The organism is Ardenticatenales bacterium (assembly GCA_020634515.1).
In the GTDB taxonomy this organism is placed as follows: Bacteria; Chloroflexota; Anaerolineae; order Promineifilales; family Promineifilaceae; genus JAGVTM01.
The window spans coordinates 578,699-595,089 of the sequence record JACKBL010000001.1 but is presented as its reverse complement, the minus strand read 5'-3'; the positions used below and the strand labels follow the sequence as shown (position 1 = coordinate 595,089).

The following is a 16,391-nucleotide window of genomic DNA, read 5'->3' as shown; positions in this document are numbered from 1 at the left end:
TGCCGGCAAGCAACTGGTGGCAACATCATCCCCCATGGATGTGGATTGCCAACCACCGAATGCGAGTGAGAGGGCATTCGCATTACTTTGGCGTTGTTACGATTCGCCGCCCGGCTCAGACGCGGACGCCGGCCCTCTCCACCACGGGGAGCGTCCGACGAAAGCGGGACAGCGTTTTTTTCAGGAGGAAAAATGTCTCACAGACGCGCTCGCAGGTTTTTGTTCTTTGCTCTGCTCATTGTCAGCATCCTGTTATCGAACGGCACGATCCAGGCCGCGCCGGGCGACCTGGATTCAATTTTGGAAATGGCGGCATAGCCACGATAACAGGACCAACCGGCGCAGCTTATTCTGGCGCTATATATAATGGCAAGATATATCTTGCCGGTCTTGGAGGTGGTCAGACCGTGGCCCGTTTTAATAGCGACGGGAGTGTGGATACCACCTTCGATGGCGATGGTTTTGCGCGGATAGTTCTTGGCTCGAGTTTTAGTCTGGATGTGGTTGTTCAATCCGATGGCAAAGCCATAGCCGTAGGCGAAGCGTATGACGGTGAAGGAGACGCATCCTTCAGCGTCGTGCGATTCAACACAGACGGCAGCCTGGACACCAGTTTCGATGGGGATGGCATTGTCAAGACCGACATTTATCCGTCAGGCCATGATACAGCCCGCGCTGTCGCCGTACAGCCGGATGGAAAAATCGTCGTTGTTGGCGGAGTAGGTCCCGATCCCTACCATCCTGCCATCGCCCGTTACAATAGCAATGGCAGTCTGGATACCAGTTTTGATGGGGAGGCGGATGGCATTGTTGAGGTTAACATTGGTTCAGAGGCCGCTTTTGCCAGTGAAGTTGTCATCCAGCCTGATAATAAAATCTTGGTCGTTGGGCCAACCAAGAACGTGGGAGCGAATTCAGATCTATTCGTAGTCCGCTTGAACACGGATGGAAGTCTGGATTCGAGCTTTGGCAGCGGTGGAATGGCGATCATGGGGTTAAACTCGGAGCAGATCCATCACTTCCACAGCCTGGCGCTGCAAGATGACGGCAAGATTGTCGTTGCCGGCAAACAGAAAGTCAGTGGTATCGATTCAATCATTGTTTTACGCTACCAAAGCAATGGCGTTTTGGATAGCGGTTTCGGCAGCGGCGGCATGGTGGCTACAGACGTTGGCAGCATTACCTCTGATCGTACAGGGATTGCCATCCAAACCGACGGCAAGATTCTGGCATCGGGCCAGGGCAACGGAAATGGCGTCGTTCTACGTTATCTCCCCAACGGATCTTTAGACTCGGAATTTGGGAACGGCGGCATCGCCACAATTGCCGGCAGTTTCCTCAATAACCTCGCCCTCCAACCTGATGGCGATATTGTCGCTATTGGGCACCTATGCCGGCGAGTGGATGGCGGCCCGTCTTAAGGCCGCTAATCTTTTGCTGCAAGACCTGGTGGATGCGGCGAACCCCGGCGATACGATTACGCTGACGCCAGGGGAACAATACATCGGAGCCGTGGTGGACAAAGCAGGGCTGACGATTGAGATGAACGGGGCCACCATTATCCCCGGCTCACCCGCGCTAACCATCACCGCCGCGGACGTGACCGTGGATTGCGCCGCCGGCGGCGTGCTGGACGGCGACCCGGACAACACCGGCAGCAACAGCCCCTTCCCGGCCATCCTGGTACAGTCCGGCGGCGACAACCTCATCGTCGACGGCTGCGAAATCCTCAATTGGGAGGATGGCGTGCAGGTGGCCGCGGACGTCACCTCCTTCAAGCTGGTCAGCAGCTACATCCACGACAACACCGACGCCGGCCTGCAAATCGACAGCGGCGTGGCCCTGGGTGGCGTGGTCACCGTGCGCGGCAACCTGTTCAAGGCCAACGGCGGCAACGGCATCCAGCACGACGGCGCCAGCAGCCTGGACGCGCAGTACAACTCCTGGGGCGCGCGCGCCGGCGCGGCCTCCGGCGACGGCAGCGGCGGCACCGGGCCGCTGGACGTGACCAACCCCACCTTTGCCGAACTGTTCTTCGCCCCCGACCCGACGGACACCGCCCTGGAGCAGCGGGAAGTGTTCAACGGGGAGACCTTCATCACCACCATGGACGTGGACGCCGCCGGGCTGTACGGCGTGCAGTTTGAACTCACCTACGACGACACCCGCCTGACCCTGAACAGCGCGGCGGCCAGCACCTTTGCCGGCGGCGCGGGTGGCTGCGTCCTGGACACGTCCACCTCCGGGGTGATAACGGGTCACTGCTACCGCCAGGAGCCGGACGCGGACGCGGCGGGCGTGGACAACCAGGTGATTACGCTGGACATGACCTCGATTGCTGCCGGCACGGCCATCTTCGACGTGGCCACCGACCCGGCCCTGCTGGCCAGCGCGGCCCAGGCCGGGGTGAAGGTGTACGTGAACAACGGCGGCTTCGGTGCGGAGGAAGGGAGCGGCCTGCGCCTCATCCTGGACACCAACGACGGTGAAATCATCGTCATCGACCTCCGCTTCACCGGCTTCATCGACCGCGAAGGACGCCCCAACGACAGCGGGGCCACCATCCAGGTGTTCGACGTCGCCAACCGGGCCACGGCGGTTGAGTTAGGCAACGGCAGCAGCGCCAGTTCCGGCGCGTACACGACCACCCCGCTGGGCGCGATGCTGGACGAAGTCGTCTACCTCTACAGCGACGCCCCCCTGCACCTGCCCACCACCCCGGACAGCGCCACCGACTACGCCCACCCCTTCACCGCCAGCGGCCCGGACGCCAACGGCCTCATCAGCCCGGCGACCGTCCTCCTCCTCGGCGGCGACGCCAACGACGACAACGAAATCACGCTGGCGGACGCCACCTGCATCGGGGCCGACTTCGGCACGGGCAACAACACCTGCGCCGACGGCGGCGGCAATGGGTTGCAGAACTCCGACGTGAACGAGACGGGTCTGGTGGACCTGCTCGACCTGGTCCTCATGTCCGGCAACTACGACGGCCAGAGTAGCCCCTGGACGCCGTAAGCGGCCGCTTCTAGATTGGTCCAATCTCTGAGATTGGACCAATCTTGTGTTACACGCACGTTCTCTCCTCTCTGAAGACGTCCATCCCGTTGTGGGATGGACGTCTCTTTTTCACCTTCACGCACTCCAGGCGCGCCGTGAACGGCTGTGTATTCCTCTCCCAAAAGTTGGTAATGATTTGGTAATGCTCTGTTTTGTATACTGCCGGCAAGCAGTTGAGGGCAACATCGTCTCTAAGTGACCGTCTATAAACAACTTCCCGTTTTTAAGATTGACTCTTCTGAAAAAAGGCCAAACGGGCCGCGGCATAATCTTTTTACACGTGAACCACTCTGGCAATTTCCGCCGGACAATCGAAAACCCGGTTTTTTCAGTGAACTCAAGATTGGACCAATCTCAGCAAGTTAATTTTGGACGATTACTAAATAGACGAAAAACCACCGACCGCAGAATGCGCGTGAGAGGGCACTTGCATTCTTCCAGGTTCATGACATTTCGCCTGTCCCACCGGGCACGGACGACGGCCCTCTCCATCACGGGGAGCGTTTGCTTGCATTGGGGCAGGTTATTCTTCAGGAGGAAAAATGGTTCACCAACGTGTTCGCGGATTCGCTTTCCTTGTCCTGCTGGCTGTCACAGTGCTTCTGATGGCCGGCAAAACCCAGGCTGCCGGCAGCCTGGACACCAGCTTTGGCGGCGATGGCATCGTCACCACCGCCTTCGGCGGCAACGACGTCATCATTACCGCCATGAAACGGCAGACAGACGGACGGCAAAATGGTCGTCGCCGGGTACACGAACGTCTATAACGGCAGCGACATTGTTGTCGCCCGCTTCAACACGGACGGCAGCCTGGACAGCAGTTTTGACGGGGATGGATATGCCATCATCTATCTCACGGAGCGTTCGGAGCTTGCCAACGATCTTTTCATCCAATCCGATGGCAAGATCGTCCTTGCCGGTTATCAGTGGACGGGAGCCGGGGGAGGCAACGGCGGCGATTCACTCGTGATGCGCTTGAATAGCAATGGCTCCGTGGACACAAGCTTCGGCAGCAGCGGCAAAACCCTCATCGATTTATCCCCGGGAACAGGGAGCGATTCCTTGCACAGGAAGTGGCCGTGCAACCGGATGGCAAGATCGTCGCCGCCGGATATGCTGAAAACGGCGGCAGCGGCGGCCCGCAACATTTTGTCGCCGTGCGACTCACAAGCGGTGGCTCGCTGGACACCAGTTTCGGCGGTTCCGGAATTGTTTCCACAGCGGTCGAATCAGTCCCCGGTCTGGCCTATGGCATGGCCCTGCAATCGGATGGCCGCATTGTCGTCGCCGGGCAGACGCCTGGCCCGGACCAGGACAGGAAGATTTCGCCCTGGTTCGTTTTCAACAGCAACGGCAGCTTGGACACCAGTTTTGACGGGGATGGCATGGTGATCACCCATTTTAATGCCGGCACTAACACCTCATCAATCCAGCGTGTCATCTTGCAACCGGATGGCAAGATCATCGCCGTTGGGGAGATGGTCCGGCGTCGTTGCCCTGGCGCGTTACAACACCGATGGCAGCCTGGACACCGGTTTCGGCAACGGCGGCACCGTCACCACGGACACCTTCGGCTCCGGAGGAGAATCAGGCCACCAGGCGGCGCTTCAGGCTGATGGCAAGATCGTGGTAGCCGGATACACCTCCAATGGCAGCAATAATGACTTTCTGGTGCTGCGCTACAACAGCAATGGCTCTCCCGATACAGGTTTTGGCAGCGGCGGCTTTGGGGTGTTACCACACCCATAGGCGTGGGGATGACATCGCCACCGATGCCGCCGTCTTGCCAGACGGAAATATCCTGACGTCCCGATGGCTATAGCTGGGACGGCAGCCGTAATTTGGTTGCTATGGCCCGCTATCTGCCTGTCAACCTCTCGCTGCAAGACCTGGTGGACGCCGCCAATCCCGGCGACACCATCACCCTGATGGCGCCGGCGAACTGTACGATGGGGCGGTCGTCAACAAGGCGGGCGTGACCATTGATCTGAATGGAGCCACCATCGCCCCCGGCTCCCTGCCCTGACCATGACCGCCGCGGATGTGACCGTAGATTGCGGCGCCGGCGGCGTGTTGGATGGCGACCCCGGTGGCGCGGGCAGCAACAGCCCCTTCCGGCCATCCTGGTGCAGTCCGGCGGCGACAACCTCATCGTCGATGGCTGCGAAATCCTGCACTGGGAAGACGGCGTGCAGGTGGCCGCGGACGTCACCTCCTTCAAGTTAGTTAGCAGCTACATTCACGACAACACCGACGCCGGCCTGCAAATCGACAGCGGCGTGGCCCTGGGCGGCGTGGTCACCGTGCGCGGCAACCTGTTCAAGGCCAACGGCGGCAACGGCATCCAACACGACGGCGCCAGCAACCTGGACGCGCAGTACAACGCCTGGGGCGCGCGCGCCGGCGCGGCCTCCGGCGACGGCAGCGGCGGCACCGGGCCGCTGGACGTGACCAACCCCACCTTTGCCGAACTGTTCTTCGCCCCCGACCCGACGGACACCGCCCTGGAGCAGCGGGAAGTGTTCAACGGGGAGACCTTCATCACCACCATGGACGTGGACGCGGCGGGGCTGTACGGGGTGCAGTTTGAACTCACCTACGACGACACCCGCCTGACCCTGAACAGTGCGGCGGCCAGCACCTTCGCCGGCGGCGCGGGCGGCTGCATCCTGGACACGACCACCTCTGGGGTCATTAGCGGTCACTGCTACCGCCAGGAGCCGGACGCGGACGCGGCGGGCGTGGACAACCAGGTGATTACGCTGGACATGACCTCGATTGCTGCCGGCACGGCCATCTTCGACGTGGCCACCGACCCCACCCTGCTGGCCAGCGCGGCTCAGGCGGGGGTGAAGGTGTACGTGAACAACGGCGGCTTCGGCACGGAGGAAGGGAGCGGGCTGCGCCTCATCCTGGACACCAACGACGGCGAAATCATCGTCATCGACCTCCGCTTCACCGGCTTCATCGACCGCGAAGGGCGACCCAACGACAGCGGGGCCACCATCCAGGTGTTCGACGTCGCCAACCGGGCCACGGCGGTTGAGTTAGGCAACGGCAGCAGCGCCAGTTCCGGCGCGTACACCACCACCCCGCTGGGCGCGGTGCTGGACGAAGTCGTCTACCTCTACAGCGACGCTCCCCTGCACCTGCCCACCACCGCGGACAGCGCCACCGACTACGCCCACGCCTTCACCGCCAGCGGGCCGGACGCCAACGGCCTCATCAGCCCGGCGACCGTCCTCCTCCTCGGCGGCGACGCCAACGACGACAACGAAATCACGCTGGCGGACGCCACCTGCATCGGCGCCGACTTCGGCACGGGCAACAACACCTGCGCCGACGGCGGCGGCAATGGGTTGCAGAACTCCGACGTGAACGAGACGGGTCTGGTGGACCTGCTCGACCTGGTCCTCATGTCCGGCAACTACGACGGCCAGAGTAGCCCCTGGACGCCGTAAGCGGCCACTTTTAGATTGGTCCAATCTCTGAGATTGGACCAATCTTGTGTTACACGCACGTTCTCCTCCTTTCTATTGACGTCCATCCCGTTGCGGGATGGACGTTTCCTTTTCACTTCTAGGCAGCCGGGGCGCGCCGTGAACGACTGCGAATTCCTGTCCTAAAAGTTGGTAATGATTTGGTAATGCTCTGTTTTGTATACTGCCGGCAAGCAGTTGCGGGCAACATCGTTTCCAATAGACGTAAACCACCAACCACCGAATGCGCGTGAGAGGGCACTCGTATTCTTCCCGGTTCATTACATCTCACCTGTCCCTCAGGCACGGACGACGGCCCTCTCCATCACGGGGAGCGTTCGCTTGCATCAGGGCAGGTTACTCTTCAGGAGGAAAAAATGGTTCACAAACACGTTCGCAGATTCGCTTTCCTTGTCTTGCTGGCTGTCACAGTGCTTCTGATGGCCGGCAAAACACAGGCCGCCGGCAGCCTGGACACCAGTTTTGGCGGCGATGGCATTGTCACCACCGCCCTCGGTGGCAACGACGTTACCATCACTGCCATGAGGCTACAGACGGACGGCAAAATGGTCGTCGCCGGGTACACGAACGTCTATAACGCCAGCGACATTGTTGTTGCCCGCTTCAACACGGATGGCAGCCTGGACACCAGTTTTGATGGGGATGGATATGCTATCATCTATCTCACGGAGCGTTCGGAGCTTGCCAACGATCTTTTCATCCAATCCGATGGCAAGATCGTCCTTGCCGGTTATCAGTGGACCGGAGCCGGGGGGGGCAACGGCGGCGATTCACTCGTGATGCGCTTGAATAGCAATGGCTCCGTGGACACAAGCTTCGGCAGCAGCGGCAAAACCCTCATCGATTTGTCCCCGGGAACAGGGAATGATGTCTTACAGGAAGTGGCCGTGCAACCGGATGGCAAGATCGTCGCTGCCGGATACGCTGAAAACGGTGGTAGCGGCGGCCCGAATCATTTTGTTGCCGTACGACTCACAAGCGGTGGCTCGCTGGACACCAGTTTCGGCGGTTCCGGAATTGTTTCCACAGCGGTCGAATCAGTCCCCGGTCTGGCCTATGGCATGGCCCTGCAATCGGATGGCCGCATTGTCGTTGCCGGACAGACGTATCCTGGCCCGGGACAAGAGGATTTTGCCCTGGTCCGTTTTAACAGCAACGGCAGCCTGGATACAAGTTTTGACGGGGATGGGATGGTGATCACCCATTTTAATGCCGGCACCAACACTTCATCAATCCAGCGCGTCATCTTGCAACCGGATGGCAAGATCGTCGCGGTTGGGGGAGGATCCAGTGTCGTTGCCCTGGCGCGTTACAACACAGATGGCAGCCTGGACGCCGGTTTTGGCAGCGGCGGCACCGTCACCACGGACACCTTCGGCTCTGGAGGAGAATCAGGCCACCAGGTGACACTCCAGGCCGATGGCAAAATCGTGGTAGCCGGATACACTTACAATGGCAGCAACAATGACTTCCTGGTGCTGCGCTACAACAGCAATGGCTCTCCCGATACCGGCTTTGGCAGCGGCGGCTTTGTTACCACATCCATAGGCGTGGGGGATGACATCGCCACCGATGCCGCCGTCTTGCCAGACGGAAATATCCTGACGGCCGGCTATAGCTGGGACGGCAGCCGCTATCTGGTTGCTATGGCCCGCTATCTGCCTGTCAACCTCTCGCTGCAAGACCTGGTGGACGCCGCCAATCCCGGCGACACCATCACCCTGATTCCCGGCGAACTGTACGATGGGGCCGTCGTCAACAAGGCGGGCGTGACCATTGATCTGAATGGGGCCACCATCGCCCCCGGTTCCCCGGCCCTCACAGTGACCGCCGCGGATGTGACCGTAGATTGCGGCGCCGGCGGCGTGTTGGATGGCGACCCGGGTGGCGCGGGCAGCAACAGCCCCTTCCCGGCCATCCTGGTGCAGTCCGGCGGTGACAACCTCATCGTCGATGGCTGCGAAATCCTGCACTGGGAAGACGGCGTGCAGGTGGCCGCGGACGTCACCTCCTTCAAGTTAGTTAGCAGCTACCTCCACGACAACACCGACGCCGGCCTGCAAATCGACAGCGGCGTGGCCCTGGGCGGCGTGGTCACCGTGCGCGGCAACCTGTTCAAGGCCAACGGCGGCAACGGCATCCAGCACGACGGCGCCAGCAACCTGGACGCGCAGTACAATTCCTGGGGCGCGCGCGCCGGCGCGGCAAGCGGCGACGGCAGCGGCGGCACGGGACCGCTGGACGTGACCAACCCCACCTTCTCCGAACTGTTCTTCGCCCCCGACCCGACGGACACCGCCCTGGAGCAGCGAGAGGTGTTCAACGGGGAGACCTTCATCACCACCGTGGACGTGGACGCGGCGGGGCTGTACGGGGTGCAGTTTGAACTCACCTACGACGACACCCGCCTCACCCTGAACAGCGCGGCGGCCAGCACCTTTGCCGGCGGCGCCGGTGGCTGCGTCCTGGACACGTCCACCTCCGGCGTGATAACGGGTCACTGCTACCGCCAGGAGCCGGACGCGGACGCGGCGGGCGTGGACAACCAGGTGATTACGCTGGACATGACCTCGATTGCTGCCGGCACGGCCATCTTCGACGTGGCCACCGACCCGGCCCTGCTGGCCAGCGCGGCCCAGGCGGGGGTGAAGGTGTACGTGAACAACGGCGGCTTCGGCACGGAGGAAGGGAGCGGGCTGCGCCTCATCCTGGACACCAACGACGGCGAAATCATCGTCATCGACCTCCGCTTCACCGGCTTCATCGACCGCGAAGGGCGACCCAACGACAGCGGGGCCACCATCCAGGTGTTCGACGTCGCCAACCGGGCCACGGCGGTTGAGTTAGGCAACGGCAGCAGCGCCAGTTCCGGCGCGTACACCACCACTCCGCTGGGCGCGGTGTTGGACGAAGTCGTCTACCTCTACAGCGACGCCCCCCTGCACCTGCCCACCACCGCGGACAGCGCCACCGACTACGCCCACGCCTTCACCGCCAGCGGCCCGGACGCCAACGGCCTCATCAGCCCGGCGACCGTCCTCCTCCTCGGCGGCGACGCCAACGACGACAACGAAATCACGCTGGCGGACGCCACCTGCATCGGCGCCGACTTCGGCACGGGCAACAACACCTGCGCCGACGGCGGCGGCAATGGGTTGCAGAACTCCGACGTGAACGAGACGGGTCTGGTGGACCTGCTCGACCTGGTCCTCATGTCCGGCAACTACGACGGCCAGAGCAGCCCCTGGACGCCGTAATCCTTACTTTCGCCACTGCTTCTCCCTCATTTCTGGCGACGCCTACCTTGCCTTCGGGTGGGCGTCGCCTACTTCTTCCGAATCGTCAGGGGAAGCGTGGCTGAAAAAAGCCTGCCTCTACGTAATAGGAATCGTACATTTCACTCCACGATGCACGTGTTATGAGAACCTGTTCCAGCGGGAAAGAGCGCCTGCGGCTGCTCTGGTTGTGCTTTTGGGGGGTGGTGGGATCGTTGTTGGTTGCGCCTACATCGGCCAATTATCAAACGCCGCAATCATCCGCCACTGCCTTGCAACCCGTGATAGACGCGGCGCCACCTGGCAGCCTTGTATCCCTGAATCGCGGCGAGGTTTACACCGGCGCCGTCATTGACAAACCTGGGTTAACCCTTGATTTGAACGGGGCTATCATTGTCCCCTCTCCGGGGATAACGATTACGGCCGCGGATGTCACCCTGGACTGCACCAATGGCGGCGAATTGAATGGCGATCCGACCCTGTCCGGACAACCCAGTTTGCTGGCGGGCGTGACCATCACCGAGGGAGGGGATAACGTGATCATGATGGGGTGCGATGTGCATCAGTGGGCGGATGGCGTGATCGTACAGGGAAGTGTGACTTCCTTGAAACTGGTGCACAATTACCTGCATGAGAATGGGGACGCGGGTTTACAGATTGATGCCGGCATTTTCCTGACAGGCATCGTCTCCATCACGGGCAATTTGTTCAAGGCAAACGCCGGACCCGGTATCCGGTATGATGGCGTGGCGGTGCTGCCGGCATCCGCCAACAGTTGGGGAAATATGGAAGGCGCGGATGCCGGGGATGGTCTGGGGGGTAGCGGAGTCGTTGATGCCGGCACAGCCACCTTCGCCGAGCCATTTGTCGGCGTTGATCCCGACGACTTCTCCATACGCCAGCGCACGGTTCTACCCGAATCATCGTTCGAAGTCGTGGTAGCCGTTGACGCCGCCAATCTGTACGGCATATCCTTCCTGTTAACCTACGACCCGGCCATCCTGCAACTGCAAACCAGCGCGAGTGGCGAATTCGCCGGGCAGGGCCATTGCTTCATCATCACCGCGGAAGTAGGAAGCATCAGCGGCGTCTGCTACCGCCAAAACCCGGACATCCCCGCGACTGGCGTGGGCGTGGTGGTCGCGCATCTACAGTTTTTGGCCCTACAAACAGGAACCAGCATCTTTGATCTACGCACGGCGCCCGGCGAACTGGTTACGGGAGCGCGCGGGGGTGTGGGGGTATACTTGAACAATGGTGGGTATGGCGACGTTGCCGGCAATATCCTGCGCCACATCACTGACGAAAACGACGGTGAAATCATCGTCGCCCGACCCACATCCGTCAATCTGACGGAATTCGCGGGACAACGCCCTGACACGGCCACCGTTTTCCTGCTGCTGGCCGCGGGACTGTTGACCTTGCTGGCGTGGCGCACGCGGGGATGGTCGCATGGGCGTCATCCGCCCCTATCGTCAGATTTGGGGGAGAGGGAGCAAACGACAGTATGCGCCGGATGCGCGGGTTCCGGGCAGGAAAATTCAATGGACCTTGATGAAAGAAATGAGGAGAAGTTGTCATGCACATCAATCACGGGAAACGATATTCATGGAAGCTGATGGGGAGCCTGCTCATCTGCCTGACTCTGGCGGGATTGGCGCGCGCGCAGGAAGTCGCTCCGTCTCCCGTCTACGTGGAACCCGCGCGCAAGCAAATTGTCGCGGGTGAGACGGGAGAAGTGGCCGTGATGGTGACGGATGCGGTGGATTTGTATGGTTTTGACGTGACGTTGTCGTTTGATCCCACGGTGGTGCAGGTGGTGGACGCCAATCCGGGCACGCCAGATCGCATTGAGGTGGGGTTTGGTACTTTTTTGGATTCGGGGTTTGAGGTGCGGAATGTGGCGGACAATGATGCCGGCACAATCCGCTTCGCCATGACCCAGATCAACCCCAGTTCCCCCAAAAGCGGCAGCGGTGTCCTGCTTGTCCTCACCTTTCTTGGCGTGCAATCCGGGGGCAGCACGCCCTTAATCATCGCCGACGCGCAATTGAGTCAGCCCCGCGGTATCCTGGTCCCCGCCGCCTTTGCCGAAGGAAGTGGCCTGTTGGAAGTCGTTGATGCCGGCACGGAAGACGCCACCACGCCCATCCCCGTACAGGCCGGCACAAATCCTGACATCTCCTTGACCTTGACGGCCATGTCGCCAACGGGGGCCGCCGCGACGAACGTGGTCAGCACACCCATTCCGACCACCGCGCCCACGATCCCCTCCCCACCGACGCCCACGCCCACAGCCACATCCACGCCCTCGTTCCTGGACACATTGTCCACATTCCAGATCATCGGCCTGACAACGATTAGCTGCCTCTTGCTGCTATTGCTGTTGGGCGCCGTGGGACTCCTCCTGAGCCGCCGTCGGCGCAAAGAGGACGAGACGCCTTAGGAACGGAAATTAAATAAGACAACGAAGTTGTTTCCTTACCGCTCCTGCAAACTGGCGCTGCAATTCGGAATTGATTGCAGCGCCAGTCCTTAATGCCGTTTGTCTCTCCAGGCATTTTTTGTCGCCGGCTTGTGAAAAGCGCCGGGGGACCCGCGCCTGCTCTCCACCAGGATGAGGCGATTGGCGGTCACATTTTGCAGATAGAGGCGGCGCAATCGCTCATTATCGATATGCGCCGCCCGCTCCTGCACCACACGGTGCGCCCGCTGCAATACCCGCTCCGCGGCCGCGGCGTCGTCCTGGCTCTGGAAAACGCGATAGCAGATCAGATAAAGGCGCGACAGGTTTTCCACGCCGTTGCCCTCATCCCCTTGCAAAACCCCCCAGACGGCCTGCGCCATCGCCCGAGCTTGCGCCGCGTCTCCAGTCTGCTGGTACAGCCACGCCAGTCCGGCCTGGGCTTCCACGATGCGATGGTTTTGCCCCGTCTTTTTCCGCAGCGCAATGGCTTGATGAAAAGCCTGCTCGCTCTCCGTCCATTGCGACCGGGCGGAATACGCCTGACCAAGATAGGTCAGGGCGCAAGCCTGGGTGTTCTGGTTGCCCGTTTTCAGGCTGGTGGCGCGCGCCTCCTGGCAGAAATCAATGGCCGCGTCATACTCTTCCAACCCCAGAAAGATGTAGCCGGCGACAACATCAACGAACATCTGCTCTATCGCGCCAATTTTGCGCGCCAATTTCTCGGCTTCCTCGCAATGTTCGCGCGCCTGCTCGTAGTCACCCATGTGGGCCAGGATCAGGGCCTTGTCGTTCAAGGCGTTGATCAACTGCCAGGGCCTCCCCATTTTGCGGTAACTCTCCACAATGGGCTTTATCTGCGCGAGTGCTTGATAATGGCGGCCAACGGCATCGTTGACCAGGCTGATCTCCTGTTCGACAAGAACCTGTTCAAAGGGGCGGTCGAGTACGGCCATGCCGACTAAGGCTTCCCCGCCAAATTGCCGCGCCTCAATCAGATTGCCGCGATGCCGGCAAATAGCAATCAGGGAGTACAGTCCACGCACCTCTCCCACCGGATAAGCAATCTCCCTGCTGATAGCCACCACCTGCTGCGCCAATTCCTCCGCCTGGCGGTAGTCAGCCAGATTCATGGCGGACACGGCCAGATTGGCAACAGAGATACAAATGAGACGGGCATGGCCAATCTCGCGGGCGATTTCCTCCGTGCGCCGGAAACAATGTTGCGCCTGATCCAGAATGGAGCGTTCCGCAAAGACAAGCCCCAGGTCTACCCAAATATGCGCTTCCAGTGGCGCTGCTTGCGCCTCTTGCGCCGCACGCAGCGCCTGCTCCAATGTCGTCTGTGCCCGCGCATATTCTCCTTGATGCTGCAAGCATTTGCCCAACTGCCAGTTCGCGGCGGCCACCACGTCGGCGGGCAGATCGACTGTCTCCGTGTCCGCCAATATCTTGACGCTGACGGACATGGTCTCGTGTGTTTTCATCTGAGCTATCAACAGCCTTGCTATTTGCAGGCGCAGCCGCACCAAAAAGAGCAGCATCTGTCGGCTGTCGCGCTTGTTCTCCCGGCGCAGAACGAGGTTTTCCATCGTACGCAGCAAGGAAAGCCCAAACTCCGTTCTGCCCGTTAAGAGAAAGAACTCGCTCAGGCCGGGCAGACAGCTCTCTACCGTTGTCAGGTTTCCCTGCGCCGCCGACCAATATACCGCCTGCTGAATGTTGTCCCATTCCTTCTGCAAGCGGGCGGCGGCCTCCTGTGGTCGCCAGCCCATCAAGGCCAATTCTTGATTGGCGACAAAGGTCAGGTAGTAACGGGCGTGCCGTTGGTGCGTAGAGGTCCAGCACGTTTTGATCCGGCCGCGGCGAGTGGGAATGTGGGCGCAGACAAGCTGCCCTCCCCCATTTTGGGCGCGACAACTCTGGCATATGACGTCCCAGGCGCGCGGCCCCTCTTCCTCCGCCGACGTCTGGGGGAGTTGTTCCGTTTTGCTGTTGAAATGCGCCAGGTCTTGGCTGCGCAGGTGGTACGGAAAGAGCCATAGCTTCTCGCTCACAAACTGCTGGACCAGGGGATGCCAATCGTACCGGCCATCTTCCCCTCGACGGAGCAGCGACCTGTCAACGAGTGCGTTCAGATCGGGAAGGTCGGCGTCGGCCACATTCAAAGCTGCCTCGCGGTCGAATCCGCCACGAAAGACGACCAACTGGCTCAAGTAGTACTGGGTTGTCGGTGGCAGCAGCGCCCAGGAGCTTTCGAAGGTGGCGTGAATGTCTCGCTGTCGTGCCGGCACATCCACCAGATTGACGGCCAGCGCATTGATGCTGTCGGTGACGGCCTGCCGCAATTCCGCATAGGAAAGATACCCGGCCCAGGCCGCCGCCAGTTCCAATGCCAGAGGCAGCCCTTGCAGCAACTGGCACAATTGAATGACGTCTGGCAGCGAGTCGGCGTCCAGCGGCGCGGCCAGCGGTTGGCGGCTGGCCCGTTCGGCAAAGAGCCGGACGCTGCTGTACGTCATGGCTTTGGTGATGTCCGTGGTGATTTCGGGGGGAACGGTCAATCCTGAAAGCAAGAAGGTGTAAGCGGCCTGCAGCGGCAACCGCTCCCGTGAGGTAATCAGCAGCGTGACTCGCGCCGTCTGTTGCAACAAGTCTCGAATGAAGTCCACTTCCGAAAGCAAATGTTCCAGGTTGTCGAGGAGCAGCAAAACGTCTCGTTCACGTAAATAGGCAAGAACCTGCGCCACCACAGGCTTGCGGCTGTCCAGTTCCATGTTGAGCGCCTGGGCCACGGCCGTGGGCAAAATGACGGGTTGTTCCATTTGAGATGCGCCGGCCAGTTGAACCACGCATATCCCTTCGGCATAGTGGGAAGCGATCTGGTCGGCGGCGGCCAGCGCCAGCCGTGTTTTGCCGACGCCGCCCGGCCCCATCAAGACGACCAGGCGATAGGCGGGATCAAGCAGGATCTCCTTGAGTTTTCGCAGTTCCTTCGTTCTACCTATGAAAGGTGTGGCTGGTTGGGCAAATGGAAAATAAGACACGTCTCTCCCCCTTGATGTAGGTATTGTGGCGAGTTGGCCCGACTCGCTTTCCATTTTGATTTTGTCTATCAGCGCCATTGTCTCCGCCCCAGGTAACACGCCCAGCTCGGTCATGAGGATATGCCGGCATTGCTCATACTGCGCCAGCGCCATTTCCCGCTTACCCCGTTCAGCCAGTAGCGCGATAAGCTGACGGTGCGCTTCTTCTTCCCAGGGTACAAGCTGTAAGAGATGATGTAGATATTCCTCCGCCAGCTTGCCATCTCCCAATGCTTGAAAATGCGCCGCCAGGGACTTCAATGTATTCACAGCCTGATTATGGCGTTGCTCCTGCTGCTGGCGCTGCCACTCGGCGAAAACAGGGCTTTCGACGATAGTCAACCCGGCCAGAAAATCTCCCTTGTAAATCGTCGCCGCCTGCCGCAGACGACGATTACACGCCTGGCAATGCGTCAAAGAGCGATGCGGGTGTGTCTGGCATTCTTTGGTCAGCTGATCAAAAGTCACACTATCAGCGCGAAACGCCTCAGACGCGAAAAATGGCCCCAATTGCACCGTTTGCGACGTGATGGAAAGGGCGGATCGCCCGGTTGCCGCACCGATAGGAGCCAGCGTTCGGTTCAGCCGCGAGAGAGAGACACGCAGGTTGTTGAGCGCATCCTTGTCCGTTTTTTCGCTCCAAAGCAAATTCGCCAGCGTCGAACGATCATGCGTCTGGGATGATTCGACCACCAGGAACGCAAACAAAGCCCTTATCTTGTCAGAACGAAAAGACAAAGGCTTGCCTCCCCAAGAAGCCGCAAAGGAGCCAAACAGCGTCAATTGTAATAGAGACATTATGAACTCAAAACCGCGCGTTCGTCTAGGGGGATTACAGGACGAAAGCGTACTACTGAGATTAGGGAGCGATGTAGCAGTTATTGGCAGGAATCCGTCAAAACCTTATGGGATGGCAGACGGAAAAGACAGGCATGTTGCGATGGACAACGATATGAGGATTGAGTCGGCATTCTACTACATTAAGCGGGAAGCAACAACAAAATAC

10 protein-coding genes are annotated in these 16,391 nt (G+C 60.3%); 9 read left to right on the top strand and 1 reads right to left on the bottom strand.

The genetic code is table 11. The annotated features are described in order from the left end of the window. Positions 1-59 precede the first annotated feature (59 nt). The 9 genes from H6650_02225 (at position 60) to H6650_02185 (ending at position 12,281) form a co-directional block, all read left to right on the top strand. Positions 60-1,421 carry a hypothetical protein gene (locus tag H6650_02225; GenBank protein ID MCB8950809.1) on the top strand — a complete coding sequence of 454 codons (1,362 nt, stop codon included), beginning with the start codon at positions 60-62 and terminating at the stop codon, positions 1,419-1,421. After that, a complete protein-coding gene (locus H6650_02220) occupies positions 1,405-3,018 on the top strand; it encodes a right-handed parallel beta-helix repeat-containing protein (GenBank protein MCB8950808.1) in 1,614 nt (537 codons plus the stop codon). Before H6650_02225 ends, H6650_02220 begins: the two co-directional genes overlap by 17 nt. A 584-nt stretch (positions 3,019-3,602) precedes the next feature. Then, entirely contained in the window at positions 3,603-3,827 is a 225-nt protein-coding gene (locus H6650_02215; protein MCB8950807.1) for a hypothetical protein, read from the top strand. Continuing rightward, on the top strand, positions 3,796-4,452 hold the full coding sequence (locus H6650_02210) for a hypothetical protein (protein ID MCB8950806.1): 657 nt from the start codon (positions 3,796-3,798) through the stop codon (positions 4,450-4,452). The genes H6650_02215 and H6650_02210 overlap by 32 nt, the downstream gene beginning before the upstream one ends. 60 nt (positions 4,453-4,512) lie before the next feature. Continuing rightward, complete coding sequence (locus H6650_02205) at positions 4,513-4,809, top strand: hypothetical protein (protein MCB8950805.1); 297 nt, start codon at positions 4,513-4,515, stop codon at positions 4,807-4,809. Positions 4,810-5,114: 305 nt separating this feature from the next. After that, on the top strand, positions 5,115-6,521 hold the full coding sequence (locus tag H6650_02200; protein MCB8950804.1) for a right-handed parallel beta-helix repeat-containing protein: 1,407 nt from the start codon (positions 5,115-5,117) through the stop codon (positions 6,519-6,521). Positions 6,522-6,916: 395 nt separating this feature from the next. Then, positions 6,917-9,817 (top strand): right-handed parallel beta-helix repeat-containing protein, encoded by a 2,901-nt coding sequence (locus tag H6650_02195; GenBank protein ID MCB8950803.1) that lies wholly within the window; start codon positions 6,917-6,919, stop codon positions 9,815-9,817. 161 nt (positions 9,818-9,978) lie between these two features. After that, positions 9,979-11,454, top strand: a complete 1,476-nt coding sequence (locus tag H6650_02190; protein ID MCB8950802.1) for a hypothetical protein — start codon at positions 9,979-9,981, stop codon at positions 11,452-11,454. Continuing rightward, the gene (locus H6650_02185) at positions 11,415-12,281 is read left to right on the top strand and encodes a hypothetical protein (protein ID MCB8950801.1); all 867 of its coding nucleotides are present in this window, start codon (positions 11,415-11,417) and stop codon (positions 12,279-12,281) included. The genes H6650_02190 and H6650_02185 overlap by 40 nt, the downstream gene beginning before the upstream one ends. Before the next feature lie 89 nt (positions 12,282-12,370). Here H6650_02185 and H6650_02180 read toward each other — a convergent pair whose 3' ends face one another. Next, a complete protein-coding gene (locus H6650_02180; GenBank protein MCB8950800.1) occupies positions 12,371-16,183 on the bottom strand; it encodes a tetratricopeptide repeat protein in 3,813 nt (1,270 codons plus the stop codon). Positions 16,184-16,391 lie beyond the last annotated feature (208 nt).

What these genes read in the sequence shown, in the direction of transcription:
- H6650_02205 (MCB8950805.1), top strand. Translation starts at nt 4,513, where the DNA reads ATGGCAAGATCATCGCCGTTGGGGAGATGGTCCGGCGTCGTTGCCCTG.
- H6650_02190 (MCB8950802.1), top strand. Translation starts at nt 9,979, where the DNA reads ATGAGAACCTGTTCCAGCGGGAAAGAGCGCCTGCGGCTGCTCTGGTTG.
- H6650_02225 (MCB8950809.1), top strand. Translation starts at nt 60, where the DNA reads ATGCGAGTGAGAGGGCATTCGCATTACTTTGGCGTTGTTACGATTCGC.
- H6650_02180 (MCB8950800.1), bottom strand. Translation starts at nt 16,183, where the DNA reads ATGTCTCTATTACAATTGACGCTGTTTGGCTCCTTTGCGGCTTCTTGG.
- H6650_02215 (MCB8950807.1), top strand. Translation starts at nt 3,603, where the DNA reads ATGGTTCACCAACGTGTTCGCGGATTCGCTTTCCTTGTCCTGCTGGCT.
- H6650_02210 (MCB8950806.1), top strand. Translation starts at nt 3,796, where the DNA reads ATGGTCGTCGCCGGGTACACGAACGTCTATAACGGCAGCGACATTGTT.
- H6650_02185 (MCB8950801.1), top strand. Translation starts at nt 11,415, where the DNA reads ATGCACATCAATCACGGGAAACGATATTCATGGAAGCTGATGGGGAGC.
- H6650_02220 (MCB8950808.1), top strand. Translation starts at nt 1,405, where the DNA reads ATGGCGGCCCGTCTTAAGGCCGCTAATCTTTTGCTGCAAGACCTGGTG.
- H6650_02195 (MCB8950803.1), top strand. Translation starts at nt 6,917, where the DNA reads ATGGTTCACAAACACGTTCGCAGATTCGCTTTCCTTGTCTTGCTGGCT.